Annotated in this window: 16 protein-coding genes and 1 tRNA gene; 12 read left to right on the forward strand and 5 right to left on the reverse strand. The window is 60.9% G+C overall.

What is annotated here, in order from left to right; all coding sequences use genetic code 11:
- Nucleotides 1-61 precede the first annotated feature (61 nt).
- Nucleotides 62-137 (forward strand) — tRNA-Ala (locus tag Q8O80_RS15310).
- A 483-nt stretch (nucleotides 138-620) separates the two neighbouring features.
- Nucleotides 621-1370, forward strand: a complete 750-nt coding sequence (locus Q8O80_RS15315; RefSeq protein ID WP_305580770.1) for a hypothetical protein — start codon at nucleotides 621-623, stop codon at nucleotides 1368-1370.
- A 542-nt stretch (nucleotides 1371-1912) separates the two neighbouring features.
- Here the strand turns inward: Q8O80_RS15315 and Q8O80_RS15320 are convergent.
- Nucleotides 1913-2671: a FadR/GntR family transcriptional regulator gene (locus tag Q8O80_RS15320; RefSeq protein ID WP_305580772.1), complete on the reverse strand. Its 759-nt coding sequence runs from the start codon at nucleotides 2669-2671 to the stop codon at nucleotides 1913-1915.
- Nucleotides 2672-2838: 167 nt separating this feature from the next.
- Between Q8O80_RS15320 and Q8O80_RS15325 the strand changes: the two genes are divergently transcribed.
- On the forward strand, nucleotides 2839-4239 hold the full coding sequence (locus tag Q8O80_RS15325) for a M20/M25/M40 family metallo-hydrolase (RefSeq protein ID WP_305580774.1): 1401 nt from the start codon (nucleotides 2839-2841) through the stop codon (nucleotides 4237-4239).
- 148 nt (nucleotides 4240-4387) lie between these two features.
- Here the strand turns inward: Q8O80_RS15325 and Q8O80_RS15330 are convergent, their stop codons facing one another.
- The 3 genes from Q8O80_RS15330 to Q8O80_RS15340 all read right to left on the reverse strand — a co-directional run bounded on the left by Q8O80_RS15330 (nucleotide 4388) and on the right by Q8O80_RS15340 (nucleotide 7104).
- A complete protein-coding gene (locus Q8O80_RS15330) occupies nucleotides 4388-4744 on the reverse strand; it encodes a DUF1304 domain-containing protein (RefSeq protein ID WP_305580802.1) in 357 nt (118 codons plus the stop codon).
- A gap of 108 nt (nucleotides 4745-4852) precedes the next feature.
- Nucleotides 4853-5659, reverse strand: coding sequence for a siderophore-interacting protein (locus Q8O80_RS15335; RefSeq protein WP_305580776.1), 807 nt, complete (start codon nucleotides 5657-5659; stop codon nucleotides 4853-4855).
- Between the two features lie 128 nt (nucleotides 5660-5787).
- Nucleotides 5788-7104: an NAD(P)H-dependent oxidoreductase gene (locus Q8O80_RS15340; protein ID WP_305580778.1), complete on the reverse strand. Its 1317-nt coding sequence runs from the start codon at nucleotides 7102-7104 to the stop codon at nucleotides 5788-5790.
- 241 nt (nucleotides 7105-7345) lie between these two features.
- Between Q8O80_RS15340 and Q8O80_RS15345 the strand changes: the two genes are divergently transcribed.
- Genes Q8O80_RS15345 through Q8O80_RS15360 form a run of 4 tightly spaced genes read left to right on the forward strand, consistent with a single transcriptional unit; the run spans nucleotide 7346 to nucleotide 10920 of the window.
- A complete protein-coding gene (locus Q8O80_RS15345; protein ID WP_305580780.1) occupies nucleotides 7346-7636 on the forward strand; it encodes a lipid asymmetry maintenance protein MlaB in 291 nt (96 codons plus the stop codon).
- Nucleotides 7633-8001: a response regulator gene (locus Q8O80_RS15350; protein ID WP_305580782.1), complete on the forward strand. Its 369-nt coding sequence runs from the start codon at nucleotides 7633-7635 to the stop codon at nucleotides 7999-8001. Before Q8O80_RS15345 ends, Q8O80_RS15350 begins: the two co-directional genes overlap by 4 nt.
- Nucleotides 8002-8033: 32 nt before the next feature.
- Nucleotides 8034-10376, forward strand: coding sequence for a chemotaxis protein CheA (locus Q8O80_RS15355; protein WP_305580785.1), 2343 nt, complete (start codon nucleotides 8034-8036; stop codon nucleotides 10374-10376).
- Between the two features lie 55 nt (nucleotides 10377-10431).
- Nucleotides 10432-10920 (forward strand): chemotaxis protein CheW, encoded by a 489-nt coding sequence (locus Q8O80_RS15360; protein ID WP_193334385.1) that lies wholly within the window; start codon nucleotides 10432-10434, stop codon nucleotides 10918-10920.
- Between the two features lie 222 nt (nucleotides 10921-11142).
- Here Q8O80_RS15360 and Q8O80_RS15365 read toward each other — a convergent pair whose 3' ends face one another.
- The gene (locus Q8O80_RS15365; RefSeq protein ID WP_305580789.1) at nucleotides 11143-11496 is read right to left on the reverse strand and encodes a hypothetical protein; all 354 of its coding nucleotides are present in this window, start codon (nucleotides 11494-11496) and stop codon (nucleotides 11143-11145) included.
- Between the two features lie 164 nt (nucleotides 11497-11660).
- Between Q8O80_RS15365 and Q8O80_RS15370 the strand changes: the two genes are divergently transcribed.
- The 5 genes from Q8O80_RS15370 to Q8O80_RS15390 form a co-directional block, all read left to right on the forward strand.
- The gene (locus tag Q8O80_RS15370; RefSeq protein ID WP_305580791.1) at nucleotides 11661-12251 is read left to right on the forward strand and encodes a chemotaxis protein CheD; all 591 of its coding nucleotides are present in this window, start codon (nucleotides 11661-11663) and stop codon (nucleotides 12249-12251) included.
- 262 nt (nucleotides 12252-12513) lie between these two features.
- Entirely contained in the window at nucleotides 12514-13359 is an 846-nt protein-coding gene (locus Q8O80_RS15375) for a protein-glutamate O-methyltransferase CheR (RefSeq protein ID WP_305580793.1), read from the forward strand.
- Nucleotides 13356-14405, forward strand: a complete 1050-nt coding sequence (locus Q8O80_RS15380) for a chemotaxis response regulator protein-glutamate methylesterase (protein ID WP_305580795.1) — start codon at nucleotides 13356-13358, stop codon at nucleotides 14403-14405. The genes Q8O80_RS15375 and Q8O80_RS15380 overlap by 4 nt, the downstream gene beginning before the upstream one ends.
- 115 nt (nucleotides 14406-14520) lie before the next feature.
- Nucleotides 14521-14910 carry a response regulator gene (locus Q8O80_RS15385; RefSeq protein ID WP_056233086.1) on the forward strand — a complete coding sequence of 130 codons (390 nt, stop codon included), beginning with the start codon at nucleotides 14521-14523 and terminating at the stop codon, nucleotides 14908-14910.
- Nucleotides 14911-15169: 259 nt separating this feature from the next.
- Nucleotides 15170-16825: HAMP domain-containing protein (locus Q8O80_RS15390; RefSeq protein WP_305580800.1), on the forward strand; the 1656-nt coding region annotated here is incomplete at its 3' end.

Below are 16825 nucleotides of genomic sequence, written 5' to 3' on the forward strand. Positions count from 1 at the left end.
GCACCTCAAAAAACCTCTGGCCCAAACCGATCGGATCGGCTAACAAGCCGCCGATCGGAGCGGGGCTGTAGCTCAGTTGGGAGAGCGCGTCGTTCGCAATGACGAGGTCAGCGGTTCGATCCCGCTCAGCTCCACCATTCCGATGAAAATCAAGGACTTAGCTATAGGTTTTGCTTGGTGGGACATCCAGGTGGGACATTTCCTTGTTCATTCCGACCAATCCACAACGCTCCCGGCATGGTGTTTTCTACTTCCGATTAGCCGCTTCCGAAGCGGCTCAACAGCGGTGGTTCAACATCGTGCATCAAGTTCTCTCCGGCACTCGCCCCCACCGGGGGTAACTGGGCAATGGACCATCTCTGAATATGCTGACAGAAAATTCTCCAAAATGGTCCGTTGTTTCACCTCAGTCACACCACGCGCCATTGATCGGAAAATAAGAACCAACACGGACAGCCGATGTTTGCCAGCATGTCTTCGGATCGATTAAGTAGCAGCAGGTTCACGAATCTAGATGAGAATAAACAATGCCATTGACCGACGCTCTAAACAGATATCGAAGCAGTAGTGAGGACGTATACCAAGCGTGGGTATCCGGGGCTACTATTGATAATCCAATAATGCGCAACATTTTTGACCTAGAATATATGCCGGAGCCGTATCTTGATTTTGGTGATGGTGAGGATTTCTGTGTGTTTCTTACTACAAATCCTGGGGGCGGCATGCCCGTTCAGCTACGGGACGGGATATCGCTTTTGTGTCCGCAGGGACTTCCAGCCAGCTACCAAGAGATGTCACGCCTATTGGCGAACTACTATTCAGGAAGTGGCGAACTAAAGGGCGCGGCGCTGGGAAACATTCGTGCGATGCGTGGTCTTGCAGAAGCGTTCGGTTATAAGCGAGTGCTGCAAGTCGAAGGTTTCCCTTGGCACTCAGCAGACCTTCCCGGCAAGGTCCGGCTTCGAGATCAACTGACAAGGCTTCCAGAATATTCGAGCTACTATCAGGCGCTGTGTGAACTGATCGCTAAGTGCCCCCTGGTGCTGTCGTGGAGTGCGGGAAGACCGGAGGTGCGTGGGGGCGACGGTCAGTTGTTTAAGGCTGAAATTATGGGCATGGATTTGCAGCAAGCGTCGATGATCTCAATTTCTCTGTCCAAAAAACACCAAGTCTCACAAGCTCTGGCTTGGCAGGCGGATGCGGACATAATACGGGGGCTGTTTGTTCGAACTGGCTCAGCCGGATTACCCAAAAACGTAGTAGGCGCTCGGGGCGATCTGTACGGGGCCATTGTCACTCATGTGCGACAAGCCACTGGCATAGGAACGCCTCTGGACCTGACAGATTTTGAGAAACGCCGCAGCGACTAGGAGAAGCACGACACAGACTTGCTCGACGCTACGTCCTAGTTCATCGCCTGTGCCGGGGGCAACGGAGATGGGTATCCGCAATGGGTACTCAAGAAAGCAATGTCCTATGTGGGGAGCAGGAGCCACTACAGACTATACCTGCAGGAACATTGGTGCGGCTTTCGTTAGCAAGATGGTGGAAGCCACACGATGCAACCGATCTAGAGGAACGATGCTATTTGCAGTTGTCGGGATGGTACTAGTCTTTGATGCTCGTCCGACCTGACTAGGTCTGGGCCGTTGATTGGTAGGCGGCCTCGTCGCATCCGCCAACAAATTGACAAATCTTAACACCGGTTAGACGGCACAAGGGTTCACTGCAGTTGGGTGATTTTCACCACCCGTCCTACAGAACCTATGCATTCCGGGTGTCTCGGGTCATGGTGGACGCCCCGCTCAGCTCCACCAGTTCCCATACAGATCAAGAACCTGGCACAGGGTTCCGTGGTTGCCTGGAAGTGGAACCGCTTCCCCCCCGCTTTGGCATCGACGACTTTATCCCCTCACCCCCGCGCCTTCATCTGCCGTTCCAGTCCATTGGTAATCACCGCGCGCATTGCCACGCGTGCTTGGGCGGCGTCGCCGGCCTTGATCGCTTCGGCGATGCGGGTGTGGGCGGCGGCGGCGGCGGCAAGCGCGGCGGGGTCGTTGACCGGGGAGCTGATGGTGAAGGCGGCGGTCAGGGCCAGTTCCACCAGCGTGCTGATCGAGGCCATGAAGGGATTGCCTGAGGCCTCGGCCACGGTGCGGTGAAACAGCAGGTCGGTGCGGGCGAAATCCTCGGCGCTGGTGGTCTGGCCCATGGCGTGGGCGCAGTCGAGCAGCGCGTGGGCCTGGTCATCGCTGCGGCGGCTGGCAGCCAGCGCGGCTGATTCCAGTTCCACCCCGATGCGGATTTCGGCCAGGCTGCGCAAGAACGCTTCGTCAGGGCCGGTCTGGAAGTGCCAGGACAGCACATCGGCATCAAACAGGCTCCAGCGGGCGCGCGGCAGCACGCGGGTGCCGATCCGGGCGCGCGCCTCGATCATGCCCTTGGCGGCGAGGGTTTTCAGCGCCTCGCGCAGCACGGTGCGCGATACGCCAAAGCGTTGCAGCAGTTCGGCGTCGGCGGGCAGAATGCTGCCCTCGGCAAATTCGCCGCCGACAATGGCCAGGCCCAATTGCCCGAGCACCAGCGAATGCAGGTTGCGCGGCAGCGTGCGGCCGGCAATGGCGGCGATCAGATCGCCCGCGCTGCGCTGTGGGTCCGCCCCTGTGCTCATGCCGGCTCTCCTGGCGCAAAACTGCGTGGTTTGACCTTAAGCATGGGGGCAATAGTGTGACAATATAAATTGCCCTGCGCAAAACCGCATGCCCCTTGCGGCGCCACGCCGCGCTGGACAGCGTGGCGCGGCTTGGTCAAGGGTAGCGGCAACAAGGAGTCGCCCCCATGAGCAAACCAATCGACGCCGTATTGGACCAGGTTCTGGCCCATGTCGATGAAGGGCTCGAGCAGAGTCTCGAGCGCCTCTATGCGCTGTTGCGCATCAAATCGATTTCCACCGATCCGGCCTACAAGGCCGAGTGCCAGCGTGCCGCCGACTGGATTGTCGGCGAGCTCAAGGGCATCGGCTTTGATGCGGCAGCGCATGCCACGCCGGGCCATCCGGTGGTGTGGGCCAGGGGGGCCGAACAGAGCGGGCCGCATGTGCTGTTTTACGCCCATTATGATGTGCAGCCGGTCGATCCGGTCGCGCTCTGGCACAGCGATCCGTTCGAGCCGGTGCTGAGCACCGATGCCAAGGGGCGCAAGGTGATCGTGGCGCGCGGCGCCTCCGACGACAAGGGCCAGATGCTGACCTTTATCGAAGCCTGCCGCGCCTGGCAGGCGGTGGCGGGCGCCCTGCCGGTCACCGTGTCGCTGATGCTGGAGGGCGAGGAGGAAAGCGGCGGCAAGAACCTGCCGCCCTTCATGGAGGCCCATAAGGAGGCGCTGGGCACCGCCGATATCGCCCTGGTCTGCGATACCGATATGTGGGACCGCCAGACCCCGTCCATCACCACCATGCTGCGCGGCATGGTGGGTGAGGAAATCGAGATCACCTGCGCCAACAAGGATCTGCATTCGGGCATGTTCGGCAATGCGGCGCGCAACCCCAATCAGCTGCTGGCCGAGATCATCGCCAGCCTGCGGGCGCCCGATGGCAGCGTGACGCTGGAAGGGTTTTACGACGACGTCGCCGAAATCAGCCCCGAGCTCAAGGCGCAATGGGCCGGGCTGGGGTTTGACGAGGCGGCCTATCTGGACGAAGCCGGGCTATCGATTCCGGCGGGCGAGGCGGGCCGCAGCGTGCTCGAAATGCTGTGGGCGCGGCCCACCTGCGAAATCAATGGCATGATCGGCGGCTATACCGGGGACGGCTTCAAGACGGTCATTCCGGCCAAGGCCAGCGCCAAGATAAGCTTCCGGCTGGTTTCGGGCATGGTGCCCGACAAGATCCGCGCCGCCTTCCGCAAGCATGTGCAGGCCATGATCCCGGCCGATTGCTCGGTAAAATTCACCGCCCATGGCGGCGCCCCGGCGATTACCGTGCCCAGTGACGGCACGCATTTGCGCCAGGCGCTGGCCGGGCTGTCGGCGGAATGGGGCAGGCCGGCGGTGATGACCGGTTCGGGCGGCTCGATTCCGGTGGCCGGCGATTTCAAGCGCATTCTGGGGCTCGATACGCTGCTGATCGGCTTTGCCCATGTCGACGACCAGATCCACTCGCCCAACGAGAAATACGATCTGGCCAGCTACCACCGCGGCATCCGCAGCTGGGTCCGGGTGCTGGCGGCGCTGGCGGGTTAGAAGGCGATCACGTCACCATCACCGGTGGGCACCTCCCCCTTTACGGGGGAGGTTGGGAGGGGGTGCGAGAGCCCTCATATTGGGGTGAGCCGCCCCCCTCCCTGACCCTCCCCGCAGGGGGGAGGGTGATGACTGAAGCTTCAGTGGATCACACAAACATCAGCGCCAGCATGGCCAGCACGGCCGGCACGGTCTGGATGAACACTATCTTGCGGCTGGCGGTCACGGCGCCGAAAATGCCGGCCACCGCGACGCAGGTCAGGAAGAACATGGCGAGCTGCCAGGCAAAGCCGGGCAGGGGATAGAGCAGGCTCCAGATCAGCCCGGCAGCGAGAAAGCCGTTATAGAGCCCCTGATTGGCGGCCAGCGCCTTGGTCTGGGCGGCCAGTTCCGGGGTCAGGCCAAACGCCTTGGCGGCGCGCGGCGTGGTCCACAGGAACATTTCGAGCACCATGATATAAAGGTGCAGCAGGGCAATCAGGGCAACGAGGATGGTGGCGATCACGCTCATGGGGTGTGGCCTTGTTGAGTGGGGCGCCGGTCCAATCCGGCCAGCGCCCGGGCTGGATCAGGCCAATTCATCTCACGCGCCATGACCTGCCGGCAAGTGCCGCTAGTGGTCCTCTTGCGCATCGGGCGTGCCGAGCCGCCAGTAGCCGGCGGCCTTGACATAGTCCGGGGCAAAGCCGCGCTCGCCGGTCAGGTGGGCGCGCACCGCCTTGCTCATGCTGGCTTCGCCCGCGACATAGGCATAGCCGGTGCCCTCGGGAAAGTTGGTCACCCGGAGCCGGTCGAGTATCAGGCTGGTGCTGCCGGCCGGCGCGCCATTGCGATAGACATGGATGAGCCGCACATCGGCACTGCCGGGCAGCGGCTGGTGTTCGGCCGGGTTGTCCACCTCGATCACCGCGATCACCGGGGCGCCTTCGGGCAGTTCGGCGATGCGGCGGGCCAATGCGGGGATGGCGGTTTCGTCGCCCGCCAGCAGATACCAGTCAAACGCCGCCGGCACGATCAGCGAGCCGCGCGGGCCGCCGATCACCAGGGTCTGGCCGATGCTGGCCTGGGCCGCCCAGCTTGAGGCGGGGCCGTCGCCATGCAGCACGAAATCGAGATCCAGCGTGCCGGCATCGAGGTCATATTGCCGCGGGGTGTAGTCGCGCATTTCCGGCCGTTCGCCCTCGGCGAATTCGGCGCCGCGCGGCCCGATCGGCACCAGTTTCGGTTCAACGCCGGGGGGAAAGAAGAAGGCCTTGATATGGTCGGCATGGCCGGGGGCGGCAAAGCCGGTCAGATCGCCCCCAAGGGTGATGCGGCGCATGCTGGGGGTGAGATCGGCAATGGCGATTACCGTGAGCAGGCGCATGCGGGTTTCGTGGCGGAGGCGCTGCGGTGCGCGGGGGTCGACGATCACGTCCATGGTCGCTTTCCTGATTTGGTTAGTCAGGAATTAGCCGCTCGGCATCGGAGAATCAAGTTGCCGACCAGTCAGGGGTGACGGTCCGGGCACCCATCGGGCAAAAACCGCTACGAAAATGCTACGAAAAACTACGATAATGCTAACATTCGGTCCTGTGCCTGGCGCAGGGCAAATAGCCGGGTAGAGGTGTCCGGCTGGCTGTTGGCCTGGGTCAAAAGCTCGCCCTTTTTGACCGCTGCGGTGACCTTGCCGCCCTCCAGCAGACCCACCGGAATTGCCCTGGCAGCGCGGCTGTCACCGATGGTCATGGTGAAGCTGCGATAGCAGGTTTCTCCAATGGCATCAAAGGTTTCGCCCGGCTTGAGATCGCGCTTTGCGACGGCGCAGACCTCGGCCACCGGGTTGGGCAGCGGCACCATATCGGGCTTGCCATGCAGCATGATGCGGGCGCAGGTCAGCGGGACTTCCAGGCTCGTCAGATGGTAGGGGCGGAAGAAAGCGTAATACGGCCCATGCCCGATATGGAGGTCATCCATCCGCTCGATAATGCGGGGATGCTCGGCTTTGACGATGACGAAAACCCCCGGCGCCACACCCTTACCGACGGTGAAATCGACCACGCCGCTCTTGTGCAGAATCCCGCCATCAGCCTGTGGAATCAATACCTTGGCCATGTTGTCGCGGTCGGTATTGGGGCCGTGCATGCCCGGCACATCAGGTACCAGGCCGGTCGCATTGGCGATGGCGGCCATCTCGACCATGGTCTTGGACCCATCCACAAATTCGACCAGCATGCGCGGGTTCATGTTCCGGCGCAGGGCTTCTTCGCGATAGTCATCAGGCACTGCGTCATGCTTGAGCGGGTTGTTCTTACCCTTGCCGGCAGCGACGATGGGCAGGCCCAAAGCTGTAACAAATTCAATCAGTTCCATGCAGGAGCTGGGCTCATCGCCGGCGCCGACGGAATAGATGACGCCCAGCCGGTCGGCCTGGGCCTTGAGATAGGGGCCGATGGTGACATCGGCTTCCACATTCATCATCACCAGATGCTTGCCATGCTCCATGGCCAGCAGGTCATAGTCGGCGGCCACGCCGGGCTTGCCAGTGGCGTCGATGACAACATCGATATTGGGGGTGGTGACCAGGGTCTCCGCCGAGGTGATGGCAATCTTGCCCGCCTCGATGGCAGCGGTGGCCTGGGCAGGCGTGTCGGCCACGCGCCCCCGGCTGTCATCGCCATAGGCAATGGTCATGGCGTCCAGCGCCGTGTGCGGGCGGCGGGTGGCGATGGCCGCCATTTCTATGCCGGTCATCAGGCTCATCTGGGTCACCAGATCGGTCCCCATCTCCCCCGAGCCGATAACGCCCACGCGAATCGGCTTGCCGGTTTCGGCGCGGGCGGCAAGGTCGCGCGCCAGGCCAGTGAGGGCGATGGAATTGGTCATACTGGGTCCGATCTCGACTGATATGCCTGCGTTACCCCTCCGCCAGCAGCCAAGGCAAGCAAAACTGCAGCGGGGAAGTGACGCGCCGCAGTGGTTTGGAGGCAGGGGCTGATGGCCCTTGGAGCGCAGGATGCCGAAATAGCGTCCATGTGGTGACCAGAGTATGGCCGAACTTAGCACTTCTTAAACCGTTCCCGTGGAATGTGGATGCTTGAGGAATCTCCTGGGGCAGGCAGCACACATGAGTAACAAGGCCGAAAGAACAGTCGCTTTACCCGCGATCATCGACCTTGATTCGCTTGATGGCATCAGGGATGCGCTGCTGGACGCGATCGACGAAGGTCCGGTGGCGGTTGATGCAGGCGGGGTTGAGCGGGTCAGTACCAACGCATTGTTCATGCTGATCAGTGCAGCTGAGACCGCGCGAAGAAACCATCTCGAGTTTGCTATTTTGCAGCCAAGTGCGGCTATGAGCACTGCCGTTGAGCGTCTGGGCCTTGGGGCGCAGTTTTCAGGAATGATAAGAGGATGACGGCTTTGCGGGTTCTAACCGTGGACGATTCGAGGACAATCCTGGCCATGCTGCACCACACGCTGAGCAATGCCGGATTTGAGGTTTTGCAGGCTGAGGACGGGCAGCAAGGTCTTGATGTGCTCAAGACCGAGGCGGTGGATGTGATCATTACCGATATCAACATGCCGATAATGGATGGCATCGAGTTTATCCGCAATGTCCGGGCCACCGGTAATCACCAGAGCCTGCCGATCCTGATTCTGACTACCGAGACATCGCAGGACAAGCGTGATCAGGGCAAAGCGGCCGGGGGCACTGGCTGGATTGTCAAACCATTCGATCCTGAAAAACTGATCTCCGTCATCCATCGCGTGGTGCATTAACACCAAGAGCCCAGAAGGGTTGGACTTCCCGCATGAGTGATCTTGACGACTTCAAAGCCACCTATTTTGACGAGTGTTCCGAACTCCTGAACGAGTTGGAGGAGCAGTTCGCCGCGATTGAAGCGGGCGAACGCGATGCTGACCGGTTAAACGCGGTGTTCCGCGCCATACACTCGATCAAGGGCGGCGCCGGGGCCTTCGGGTTCTCGGCCATGGTGGGCTTTGCCCACGCTTATGAAACCTTGCTCGACTATGTCCGCGACGGCCGGGTTGAACTGACCGATGACGTCGTTGTGCTGTGCATTCGCGCCAATGACATTATTGCCGATCATGTCAATGCCGCCCAGACCGGCGAGGCGTTGGCCGCCGATTACGGCATGGAAGAAAAGAACCGGTTCGATGCGCTGGCGCGCGGGGACAAGGGCGAGGACGATGATGTCGGCGGTGAACATGTCGAAGAGTTCGACATCGAGTTCGTGCCGGTAATGGTGCAGCTGGGCAGCGACGCGCTGGACGCTGACGAGGCGGCAATGGCGCTGGATGCCGGCGACGATAGTCCGGTTGAGGACGCCTTTGACGCCGCACCGATGCAGATCGAATCCGGCCATTGGGAAATCAAATTCACCCCGCATCGGGCCCTCTATGCGCGGGCCAATGATCCTCTGCTGCTCTTCCGCGAGCTGGCCGCTCTGGGTGAGATGCATGTGCGGGCCGTAATTGGCGAGGTACCGGCACTGGCCGATTTCGAGCCGTTTGCAGTGTATTGCAGCTGGGAGATCACTCTGGTTTCGGCGACGCTGAACGAGGCGATGATCCGCGAAGTCTTCGAGTTCGTTGACGGTGACTGCGACATTGTCGTGGCCCAGCTGGGTGCCAGCGCCACGCTCGATGATGGCGCGGACGCCGCCATTGCCGCCGCCGATGCCGTCGCACCGGTGGCTGCCAATGGCGCTGATGACCTGCTGGCACTGGCCGACGAAGAAATTGCCGACCTGCTCGATTTCGACAAGGAAGAAGCGCCCCAGCCCAGCCTGGCGGCGACGGCTCAGGACAGCTTTGAGGAACCACCGGCGCTGAGCTTTGCCGAGCTGGCCGAATCGATGGCCCCGCCACCAGTCGTCAAAACACCTCCCAAACCCGTCGTGCTGGCTGCCGCCACGCCATCGGATAGTGAGGAAAGCAGCGGTCGCGCTGTTGGGGTGCAGTCGATCCGGGTTGATCTCGACAAGGTCGATCGTGTGGTCAACATGGTGGGCGAACTCGTGATCACCCAGTCAATGCTGACCCAGCAGATGGATGAGACCCTGCGGGTGCGGTATACCGAATTGGTGCGTGGTCTTGAAGTGTTGGCGCAGACCACCCGTGGTCTGCAGGATTCGGTGATGGCCATTCGCGCGCAACCGGTCAAATCGGTGTTCTCGCGCATGCCGCGCCTGGTGCGCGAGCTGGCGACCAAGACCGACAAGAAGATCAAGCTCGAGACGATCGGCGAAAACACCGAAATCGACAAGACGGTGATCGAGCAGTTGTCCGATCCCCTGACGCATATGATCCGCAACTCAGCCGATCACGGTATCGAAACACCAGATGTCCGCACCGCGCGCGGCAAGAACGAGACCGGCACGATTCGCCTGTCGGCCGAGCAGGCGGGTGGCAATATCCTGATCATCGTCGAAGATGATGGCGGCGGGATCAATCGCGAGCGTGTGCTGCAAGTGGCGCGCGACAAGGGCGTTGTCGCCCCTGATGCCAATCCGACCGAGGAGCAGATCGACCAGTTGATCTTTGCGCCCGGATTTTCGACGGCCAGCGAGGTCAGCGATCTGTCGGGTCGCGGGGTTGGCATGGATGTGGTGCTGAGCAATATCAAGAAGATTGGTGGCTCGGTGCATGTGCGCAGCTGGACCGGCAAGGGTACGCGGATGACGCTGCGCCTGCCGCTTACCCTGGCGGTGCTCGACGTCATGCTGGTGCGAGTGGGGGGCAGCCCCTATGTGGTGCCGCTGAGCTCGATTGTTGAGACCATTCAGTGTTCACGCGCCAGCTTCGAGCGGGTGCCCAGCGGTGGCCAGGTGCTGCAGGTTCGCGGCGAGTATGTTCAGGTCATCGACCTGGTCGAGCGTTTCGATCTGGTTGCCGACACCGCGCAGGAAAACCGGTTCGTGGTGCTGTGTGAGGCGGAGGGAAGCCACAAGGTGGCACTCGTCGTCGACGACATTATCGGCCAGCAGCAGGTGGTGATCAAATCTCTGGAAGAGAACTTCCAGAGTGTGGAAGGCGTCGCTGGCGGCACGATCCTGGGTGACGGCAATGTGGCGCTGATCGTTGATGTGCAGGGCCTCAAGACCTCGATAATTCAGAAGAGTGCGGCCTAAGGGCTGTTTGTAAAAGTGTAGTTCGTCCAGAACAGGCGAAAGAAAGGCAATAACTATGGAAGCGCTCGGTATGCGCGACGAGATGGGCGACAAGTCCGCCATCGCCGCCCAGAATTCCCTGCAATTGATCGCTTTTTCGATCGGTGAGCAGACTTATGGCGTGGAGATTACCACGGTGCGAGAAATCCGGGCCTGGAACGGCGCGACGCCGCTGCCCAATACCCGTGAGTTCGTGCGTGGTGTGATCAATCTGCGCGGCACGATTGTGCCGATCTTCGATCTGCGGGCCCGTTTTGGCGACGGCCCGACCTCGCCCACCAAGAACCATGTGGTGGTGGTGATGAGCGTTGGCGACAAATGGGTTGGCATTCTGGTCGATGCGGTCAGTGACATTCTGACGGTCTCGCGCGACGATATCCACAATGTACCGGAAGGCAATTCGGTCGATACCGAACTGCTCAATGGTATTGTTACCCATGACAGCCGCATGGTCGGATTGATCGACCTGCACGCGGTGGTCAGTGGCGCCAAGCTGGACGGCTAGATCACCAGTCCATTGCCAAGCATGAAGGGCGCCACGAGCGCCCTTTTTTTTGTGGGTCAAGCGCCCGGGTCGTGGCGGGATTGTGCGCGCGACAAAACAATGCCGCGGCGCGTTCGCATCAGATTTCAATGTATGGAACGGGCGCGGCAGAGGATCACTATCCAGGTCAGCCATACCGTAGCGGTCGGCCTGCAGCGCGCAGCAGCGATCAGGCGGCGCCGATCAGAACAGATCGACTTCGCCGTGATTTTGATGGGCAGCGACGCCGGACAGGGCGGGCAAGCGCAATTCGTCAAGTGACAGGCTCGACCAGATCTCGTCAAACACGCTTTGGGGCGTTGAGGCAGGCAGCAGAGCAAACTGACGCGTTGCCAATGCCAGATTGTGGCATCGCTGCTCAATGCGATCCTGGCCCTGCAAGGCGATGACGATCATCTGGACGGCGTCGCGGACCGATGCGTCCTTGTTCAGCTTGCTGTCTGAGAGAATTTCCAGCGCCTCGGCAATGCCTTCCAGCATCGAAGCCGATTGGCGCGCGGTCTCGTCGAGTTCTTTGGCGAGTTTGTGCAGTGACATACAATGTGATCCTAGCCTTGGGCTGCAGAATACCCTGACATTCCTAAAGCAGTTGTTGCAAAACACCGGTCTTGTGCCGTCCATGGTCGACGTAGTTAGCAATCGGCTAACGAGTCTGGCGCTAGGGTGGATTCGTTGACGGTACTCGGGTCTGAATGCGCTAGATGACATTAGTGAATGCATTACCTCCCGAATTTGATCGTGGCGTGGTTACGACGGTTCATCAGGGCGACTGCCACGTTTCAAACGCGGTGGACCTGACCCTGTCCACCGTTCTGGGCTCGTGCATCTCCGCTTGCGTTCGCGACACGGTTGCCAATGTCGGGGGGATGAATCACTTCCTGCTGGCTGAGCAGTCGGGTGCCGCCAAGGACCGTTATGGTGCCTCGGCACGATATGGCGCCTTCGCCATGGAGCAGTTGATCAACAAGGTTCTCAGCCAGGGCAGCGGCCGCAAGTCGAATCTGGAAATCAAGGTGTTTGGGGGCGGCAAGATCAATGCGGCGCTTGACGATGTCGGGCGCAAGAACATTGATTTCGTGCATGAGTTCCTGGCTGCCGAAGGCTATGTTTCGGTCAGCGAGGACGTGGGTGGCACCTATGCCAGACGCGTGCTGTTCAAACCGCATTCTGGCCGCGCCTTTGTGAAACGACTCGATAATGCTTCCGGTGCCAATGTGGCCCGTGAAGAAATTGCGCTCGCCAAGCGCCACGTGATCATTCCTGCGCCAATAACCGACATCGAATTGTTCTAGTCATCGGCGCGGCGGCGGTCGGCGAAAAGGACCAGTCTTTGCGAATACGCAGCGCCGATGAGGCTGGTCAATCCAAAGACTTTCAAAAATGAGTGCCGATCTGGGGGCGCATTTACGCAATCTAAGTAATGCAAGCCCCACTATGGCCCAACCCTCAATCGGGGGCGTGTCGACGCTGAGTGGGTTGACCGGGCGATTGACGTGGGGCGAACGCTTAAACGGGTGCCCATAACGGGCGGTCGGGACAATTGGGATGGGCGGCATGGAACAAGGGGAAATTTCCCTTAGCGAACGTGAATTTGCGCGGGTCAAGAGCCGGGTTTATCAGGTCGCAGGAATCTCGCTCAGCGACGCGAAGCGGACACTGGTCATCTCCCGGCTGTCCAAGATCGTGCGCAATTTGGGCCTGCCCAGCTTTGATGCCTATGTCGACTTTCTGGAGCGCGGCGGATCGGCCCAGAATGGGCAGGATTTTGTCAACGCGCTGACCACGAACCTGACCCGCTTCTATCGCGAAGACCATCACTTTGACCATCTGCGCAAGCATGTGCAGACGCTGCTGGCGACCAAGCCACGCGGCAGCCGCCTGCGCATCTGGTCGGCGGGCTGCTCGACCGGGCAGGAACCCTATACCATCGGTATGGATCTGCTGGGTGCATTCCCCGACCTCAAACGCTGGGACTTCAAGATCCTGGGCACCGACATCGATACGGCTGTGCTCGAGAAGGCGGCGCATGGGGTGTATCCCGAAAGCGAGTTGAGCGGGTTGTCCCATGAACGGGCGGCGCCGCTGGTGCGACCCGGCGATGGCACCATCAGGATACCCGATGCGGTTCGGGCGCTCGTCTCGTTCAAACCGCTCAACCTTATTGGCCCGTGGCCGATGCGGGGGCCATTCGACGCCATCTTCTGCCGCAATGTTGCGATCTATTTTGACAAGGCCACGCAGGGCGAAGTGTTCGGTCGCTTCAGCCAGTTGATGGCACCTGAAGGCTTTCTCTATATCGGCCATTCGGAAAACCTGGGCTCGGGTGGCGACGGATTCCGCTTGGTGGGCAAGACAATCTATCAATCCAAGCTCAAACTGAACAAGCGGGAGGCAGCATGAGCATCAAGGTCCTCGTCGTTGATGATTCAGCGCTCATTCGTGAGGTGCTGACACGCATGCTGTCGCGCGATGGCGATATAGAAGTGGTGGCCACGGCTACCGATCCGATTGATGCGCGCGAGAAGATCAAGCAGCTCAACCCCGACGTGGTGACGCTGGACATTGAAATGCCCAATATGAACGGGCTGCAGTTTCTCGAGAAACTGATGCGCCTGCGACCGACGCCGGTGGTCATGGTGTCGACGCTGACCACCAAGGGTGCCAGCGAAACACTGCTGGCGCTGGAACTGGGCGCGGTGGACTTTGTTGCCAAGCCGAGCGCCGAATTTGCCGGCGGCATCGAGGCCTTTGGCGTGGGGCTGCGCGACAAGATCCGCGCGGCGGCCAAGTCCGACGTGCGGGGTCGCTCGGCCTCGCGGGCCGACGTTCCCAAGATGGCGGTCAAGACCGCAGCGGGTCCCCATGGGGCGCTGATTGCCATTGGGGCCTCGACGGGCGGCGTTGAAGCCATCCGCACGGTGCTGACGCAGATGCCCGCCGACTGCCCACCCATAGTCATCGCCCAGCACATGCCGTCTGGCTTCACTGCCCGGTTCGCCGCGCGTCTTGATGAACTCTGTGCGCTCACCGTGGTGGAAGCTGATGACCGCATGGTCCTGTTGCCGGGCCACGCCTACATCGCCAAGGGCGACTATCATTTGCGCGTCGAGCGATCGTCGGGACAGCTGAAATGCCGGCTGGCCCAGGATGGGCTGACCTCGGGCCACCGGCCCAGCGTCGATATCCTGTTTGAATCGGTGGCCAAGGCGGTTGGAAGCCTGGCGGTGGGGGCGATCCTGACCGGCATGGGACGCGATGGGGCGCGTGGTCTCAAGCTGATGCGCGATGCCGGCGCTTATACCGTGGGGCAGAGCAAATCATCGGCCCTGGTCTATGGCATGCCGCGCGTGGCCTTCGAAGAGGGTGCCGTTATGGAACAGGCACCGGTGGAAGATATTGCGGGCCGTCTGGCTAACGCCTTGGTACGGCTCAAATCGGCAGCATGAAGCCAGCTTGTACAATCGCAGTGCGGTGATTGAGAGATTTGTAACGCTTCTTGCCTAGTGTTTCTTCAAAGACCGGGACCGTCAGTTCCCGGGCACCAGGAAGGTGAATTCGACCATGCCTAAAGCCAGCGCAGTCAGTGTTCTCATCGTCGATGATCAGCAGTCCATGCGCGGTATCTGCAAGTACATCCTTACCCAGCTTGGCTTCAAGGACATCATTGAGGCCAAGAGCGGCCGCGATGCCCTGGGCAAGCTGGAGAAATCCAATGTCGACCTGATCATTTCCGACTGGAACATGGAAGACATTGATGGACTGACCTTGCTCAAGGTGATCCGCAAGCATCCGCGCACGCAAGCCATGCCATTCATCATGGCGACTGGCCGTTCCGACAAGGAACAGGTCAAGGAGGCGATTTCGTTCGGCGTGAACAATTATATCATCAAGCCATTTGACGCATCGACGATGAAAAAGCGTATCGAGGCGGTGATCGGGGCGCTGAGCTGATAGCTGCCGATGCCGACTGCGATACGAGGCCACCTTCGGGTGGCCATTTTCGTTTTTGGGCCTGGTCCTGCTCCGTTGGAGTGGGCGGGAATTTGCCTGTAACGAGTGGTTAAGCTGCCACATGTATCGTTTGCACAGTCGGCTTCGGCCGAAAATGAGGGGGACGACCACCGCACTTCTTGCTGCAACATAATGCAGCCATTCGCCCATATTTCGAGCGGGTATGGAACGGTGGTCCGCATGAAAGCTGGAGTGTTTGATGGGATTTCTACCGCAACTGAAGATCGCCCAGAAGCTACCGCTGGTGCTGGTCGGCTCCGCCCTGGTGGTGGGGGCTGGGGTTGGCATTGCGAGCTATCTCATCGGGCTGAACACGGTGCAGCAGCAGCGCAGCCAATCGGTGGCGGCGTCGTTGACCACTGCCGTCTCGCTGGTCAGCGACTATTACACCAGCGCTGAGGTCGATCTGCGATTGTTCGTGCAGCGTTCGGACACTGCGGCGGCCATGAAGAACCTCACCCGGTCGCTTGATGAACTGCGGATGGGCCTGGCTGAGCGCGCCGCCGCGCAGTTGCGGTCGGCCTATATTACCGACAACCCCGATCCTGAGAACCGCGCGGCGCTGGACAGCGCCAATGGCAAGGGCGCATCCTATGACGCGCCGCACAAGCGCTACCACCCCGGCTTCCGCACGCTGATGGAGGAGCGCGATTATTCCGACGTCCTGCTCATCAGTGCCGCAGGCGACGTCGTCTATTCGGTGGCCAAGAACGATGACTTTGCAGCCAATGTCGTCACTGATGCGGCGATGGCCGCGACCGGGCTGGGGCAGGCCTTTGCGATTGCCAAGGGCCTCGATGATGGCCAGGCGGCCTTTGTCGATTATTCGACCTATGCCCCCACTGGCAGTGCCGAGAGCTTCATGGCGATGCCGGTCTATGACAAGGATCAAAAGTCCGGCGTCATGGTGTTCGCCATTTCGACCGATGCACTGAGTGCGCGGATCTCGGCCCTGTCGGGGCTTGGCGAAAGCGGCGAAGTGGTGGTGGTCGGGGCGGATGGCCTGCTGCGCACCGAGTCGCCGCGTACCGATGCGCCCGATGTGCTGCAGACTCCTCTCAGCTCGGCGGTCATTGTGCGCGCCGTAGCCGGAGAGTCCGGAGAGGGCACCAGCACCGATTATCGTGGCGAGCCCATGATGGTGTATGCCGGCCCGGTCAGCGTCGGTAGCGTGACCTGGGCAGTCGCTGCTGTGCAGCCGCAGGACGAGGTGTTTGCGCCGGTCGACAATATGCGCAACATGATCCTGCTGGTGGGCGGGGCCCTGCTCGCCATTGCGGCACTTGTCGGATACTTCTTTTCGCGCAGCATCAGCCGGCCGATCAGCCGACTGACCACGACGATGGAGGCGCTGGCTGACGGCGACCTTGATATCGAGGTGCGCGGCGCTGACGGCACGGACGAGCTCGGCGCCATGGCGCGTGCCGTTGAGGTGTTCCGCGAGAATGGTCTCAAGGTAGCGCAGATGACCGAGGCGGAAGCGGCCCAGATCATTGCCAGCCAGGCGGATCGCGCCGCCATGATGCAGGATCTGCAACGGGCCTTTGGTGCGGTGGTGGACGCCGCCATTGCCGGCGATTTCAGCCAGCAGGTGGGCGCCGAATTTCCTGATGACGAGCTCAACACCCTGGCGCGTTCGGTCAACAATCTGGTCGCGACGGTCAATCGTGGGGTGAGCGAGACGGGTGAGGTGCTGGCTGCCCTGGCCAACACCGATCTGACGCAGCGGATGGAAGGGGACTATGAGGGGGCCTTTGCCAAACTCAAGGCCGACACCAATGCGGTGGCCGACAAGCTGACCGACGTGGTGGGCCAGCTCAAGCAGACCTCGGGCACACTGAAAACGGCAACCGGA

Source organism: Devosia sp. (assembly GCF_030689745.1).
Taxonomy (GTDB): Bacteria; Pseudomonadota; Alphaproteobacteria; order Rhizobiales; family Devosiaceae; genus Devosia; species Devosia alba.

Excerpts from the sequence above, each read along its gene's own strand:
- Q8O80_RS15315 (WP_305580770.1), top strand. The coding sequence starts at position 621 with ATGCGCAACATTTTTGACCTAGAATATATGCCGGAGCCGTATCTTGAT.
- Q8O80_RS15320 (WP_305580772.1), bottom strand. The coding sequence starts at position 2,671 with ATGAGCACAGGGGCGGACCCACAGCGCAGCGCGGGCGATCTGATCGCC.
- Q8O80_RS15325 (WP_305580774.1), top strand. The coding sequence starts at position 2,839 with ATGAGCAAACCAATCGACGCCGTATTGGACCAGGTTCTGGCCCATGTC.
- Q8O80_RS15335 (WP_305580776.1), bottom strand. The coding sequence starts at position 5,659 with ATGGACGTGATCGTCGACCCCCGCGCACCGCAGCGCCTCCGCCACGAA.
- Q8O80_RS15340 (WP_305580778.1), bottom strand. The coding sequence starts at position 7,104 with ATGACCAATTCCATCGCCCTCACTGGCCTGGCGCGCGACCTTGCCGCC.
- Q8O80_RS15345 (WP_305580780.1), top strand. The coding sequence starts at position 7,346 with ATGAGTAACAAGGCCGAAAGAACAGTCGCTTTACCCGCGATCATCGAC.
- Q8O80_RS15350 (WP_305580782.1), top strand. The coding sequence starts at position 7,633 with ATGACGGCTTTGCGGGTTCTAACCGTGGACGATTCGAGGACAATCCTG.
- Q8O80_RS15355 (WP_305580785.1), top strand. The coding sequence starts at position 8,034 with ATGAGTGATCTTGACGACTTCAAAGCCACCTATTTTGACGAGTGTTCC.
- Q8O80_RS15360 (WP_193334385.1), top strand. The coding sequence starts at position 10,432 with ATGGAAGCGCTCGGTATGCGCGACGAGATGGGCGACAAGTCCGCCATC.
- Q8O80_RS15365 (WP_305580789.1), bottom strand. The coding sequence starts at position 11,496 with ATGTCACTGCACAAACTCGCCAAAGAACTCGACGAGACCGCGCGCCAA.
- Q8O80_RS15370 (WP_305580791.1), top strand. The coding sequence starts at position 11,661 with ATGACATTAGTGAATGCATTACCTCCCGAATTTGATCGTGGCGTGGTT.
- Q8O80_RS15375 (WP_305580793.1), top strand. The coding sequence starts at position 12,514 with ATGGAACAAGGGGAAATTTCCCTTAGCGAACGTGAATTTGCGCGGGTC.
- Q8O80_RS15380 (WP_305580795.1), top strand. The coding sequence starts at position 13,356 with ATGAGCATCAAGGTCCTCGTCGTTGATGATTCAGCGCTCATTCGTGAG.
- Q8O80_RS15385 (WP_056233086.1), top strand. The coding sequence starts at position 14,521 with ATGCCTAAAGCCAGCGCAGTCAGTGTTCTCATCGTCGATGATCAGCAG.